Consider the following 3,188-nt stretch of genomic DNA (forward strand, 5'->3'; position numbering starts at 1 on the left):
CACCGGCAGCGGCACCATCTTCGTCGGCGCCGTCGCCGCCGAGGGCCCGCCCGGCTCGTCCTCCGGTGCGTCGACGACCGCGCGCAGCAACGCCCGCGCGCCCGCGTCGTCGAGCCGCTCGCCGGGGTCCTTGCGCAGCAGCCCGTAGATGCTGTCTTCCAGCGGACCGGCGTTCTTGGGCGGGTCGATGGGCTTGGTCATCACCGCGGTCAGCGTGGCGATGGCCGACCCCAGGTCGTACGGCGGGTGGCCCTCCACCGCCGCGTACAGCAGCCCGCCGAGCGACCACAGGTCGGACGCGGGGCCCGGCTTCTGGCCGCGGGCGCGCTCGGGCGAGATGTACGACGGGGCGCCGACGAGCATGCCCGTCGTGGTGATGGACGGATCGCCCTCGACCTGCGCGATGCCGAAGTCGGTGAGCACGACGCGGCCGTCGTCGGAGATGAGCACGTTGGACGGCTTCACGTCGCGGTGCAGGATGCCCTCGCGGTGCGCGGAGCGCAGCACGTCGAGGACGGCGAGGCCGACCTCGGCGGCGCGCCGCGGGGTCAGCGGGCCGTCGTCGCGGGTGAGGTCGGAGAGCGAGCGGCCCTCGATGAGCTCCATGACGATCCACGGGCGGTCGTCCTCGTCCACGACGTCGTAGACCGTGACCGCACCGGTGTTCCTGATCCGGGCGATCGCCTTGGCCTCGCGGAGCGTTCGCGTGATGAGGCGGCGCTTCTCGTCCTCGTCCACACTGGTGGGAAGGCGCAGCTCCTTGACCGCCACCGCGCGGCCCAGTACCTCGTCCGTGGCACGCCAGACGGTGCCCATGCCACCGCGGCCGAGCACCTCCCCGAGCCGATAGCGGCCGGCTACCAGCCGACCCGTCGCGCCGTCCCCTTCGCGCCCCATCGATCCCCTCAGCGATTCACCCCGGCAGGACCTCCATTGTGTCTTATCGCACGGACACCCCTGCCCGCCGGGCGAGGTTTCCCGTGATCGATCTTCCGCGGTGACCGGCCCGATCTGCGGCGTTCTCCTTTCCCAAGACCCCTGGCGCGCATGCATACATGCGCCTACTGCGCCTACTGCGCCTACAAAGGGACACGCCGGCGACCGCCGCGCACACCAGTAACCTCAGCCGGCTACAGCGGCACGATCTCCGGCGCCCCCAGCCGCGCCGCGTCGGCCGTCTGGTCGTCCGGCTGCCGCTGCGACTCGCGCTCCGCCTCGACCCGCTTCTCGTAGTGCGCGACCTCGCGCTCGACCTGGTCCGGGTCCCAGCCCAGCACCGGCGCCATCAACCCGGCGGCCTCGGCGGCGCACTGCGTACCGCGGTCGAAGGTCTCGATGGAGATCCGGGTACGCCGCGTCAGCACGTCGTCGAGGTGGCGCGCGCCCTCGTGGGAGGCCGCGTACACGACCTCCGCGCGCAGGTAGTCGTCCGCGCCCGTGAGCGGCTGGCCCAGCGACGGGTCCCGCTCGATCAGCTCCAGCACCTCTTCCGCCAGCGACCCGTACCGGTTCAGCAGGTGCTCCACCCGCACGACGTGCACCCCCGTGCGCGCCGCCGTCCGCGCCCGCGCGTTCCACAGCGCCCGGTACCCCTCCGCGCCGAGCAGCCGCACCTCCTCGGTGACGCACGGCCCGACGCGCTGGTCGAGCCCGTGCACGGCCTCGTCGACGGCGTCCTTGGCCATCACGCGGTACGTCGTGTACTTGCCGCCCGCGACCACGACGAGCCCGGGCACCGGGTGCGCCACGGTGTGCTCGCGCGACAGTTTGCTGGTCGCGTCCGACTCGCCGGCGAGCAGCGGCCGCAGGCCCGCATACACGCCCTCGACGTCGTCCCTCGTCAGCGGCACCGCGAGCACGGAGTTGACGTGCTCCAGCAGGTAGTCGATGTCGGCGGAGGAGGCCGCCGGGTGGGCCTTGTCGAGGTCCCAGTCGGTGTCCGTGGTGCCGATGATCCAGTGCCGGCCCCAGGGGATGACGAAGAGCACGCTCTTCTCGGTGCGCAGGATGAGGCCGGTGGCGGAGTGGATGCGGTCCTTCGGTACGACGAGGTGGATGCCCTTCGACGCCCGCACGTGGAACTGCCCGCGCTCGCCGACCATCGCCTGCGTCTCGTCCGTCCACACGCCGGAGGCGTTGACGACCTGCCGCGCCCGTACCTCGAACTCCCCGCCCTGCTCCAGGTCGTGCACCCGCGCGCCGACGACGCGCTCGCCCTCGCGCAGGAAGCCCACCACCCGCGCGCGGTTGGCGACCTGCGCCCCGTACTGCGCGGCGGTGCGCACGAGCGTGGCGACGTAGCGCGCGTCGTCGACCTGCGCGTCGTAGTACTGCAGCGCGCCCACGAGCGCGTCCTTGCGCAGGCACGGCGCGACGCGCAGCGCGTGCGAGCGGGAGAGGTGGCGGTGCGCGGGCATGCCGCGGCCGTGCTCGCGGGAGACGGACATGACGTCGTACAGCAGCACGCCGGAGCCCGCGTACGCCCGCTCCCAGGCCCGGTGCTTGAGGGGGTAGAGGAACGGCACCGGCTTGACCAGGTGCGGCGCCAGGCGCTCGGTGAGCAGCCCGCGCTCCTTCAGCGCCTCGCGGACGAGGGTGAAGTCCAGCATCTCCAGATAGCGCAGCCCGCCGTGGATGAGCTTGCTCGACCGGCTCGACGTGCCCGACGCCCAGTCCCGCGCCTCGACCAGCCCGGTGGCCAGCCCGCGGGTCGCCGCGTCCAGCGCCGTGCCCGCGCCGACCACGCCGGCGCCGACGACCAGCACGTCCAGTTCGCGCTCGGCCATCTGCGCGAGGGCCGCGCCGCGCTCGGCCGGCCCCAGTACCGCTGTCTTCACGGATGCCTCCTGTCCTGTCGCCCCGTTGCGGCAGTCCACGTGCCCACGTCCGATTCTGTCGGCACCCGCGCCGTACAGCCACCGTGCGGCGCCACGGCGGCACCGCGCGGCCGCCGCGCCACAGGCATCACCAAGCGCCCAATACTGAATAACAGTCATATATGCCCGTAGCCTGACAAGAGCCTCTACCCACCCCGGGCCCGGCGCCCCGGGACCGTCGGGAAGGACCCCCCGCAGACATGCCCGCAGACGTCGCCGTCATCGGACTCGGCCACCACGGCCTGCCGCTCGCCCAGGCCGCGGCGGCGGCCGGCTTCTCCGTCGTCGGATACGACCCCGACCCGCGCGCCG

3 protein-coding genes are annotated in these 3,188 nt (G+C 73.1%); 1 reads left to right on the top strand and 2 read right to left on the bottom strand.

Annotated features, from left to right (window positions below; translation table 11 throughout):
* Together H5J30_RS23725 and H5J30_RS23730 are read right to left on the bottom strand one after the other, a co-directional pair.
* Positions 1-897, bottom strand: an 897-nt coding sequence (locus H5J30_RS23725) for a serine/threonine-protein kinase (protein ID WP_181789403.1), incomplete at its 3' end; no start/stop codon positions are given.
* A 233-nt stretch (positions 898-1,130) separates the two neighbouring features.
* Positions 1,131-2,837, bottom strand: a complete 1,707-nt coding sequence (locus tag H5J30_RS23730; protein WP_181789404.1) for a glycerol-3-phosphate dehydrogenase/oxidase — start codon at positions 2,835-2,837, stop codon at positions 1,131-1,133.
* Between the two features lie 239 nt (positions 2,838-3,076).
* On the opposite strand from H5J30_RS23730, the gene H5J30_RS36940 reads away from it, so the two are divergent.
* A partial coding sequence (locus H5J30_RS36940; protein WP_181789405.1) for an NAD(P)-binding domain-containing protein occupies positions 3,077-3,188 on the top strand: 112 nt, incomplete at its 3' end.

The organism is Streptomyces phytophilus (assembly GCF_013870535.1).
Lineage (GTDB): Bacteria > Actinomycetota > Actinomycetes > Streptomycetales > Streptomycetaceae > Streptomyces > Streptomyces phytophilus.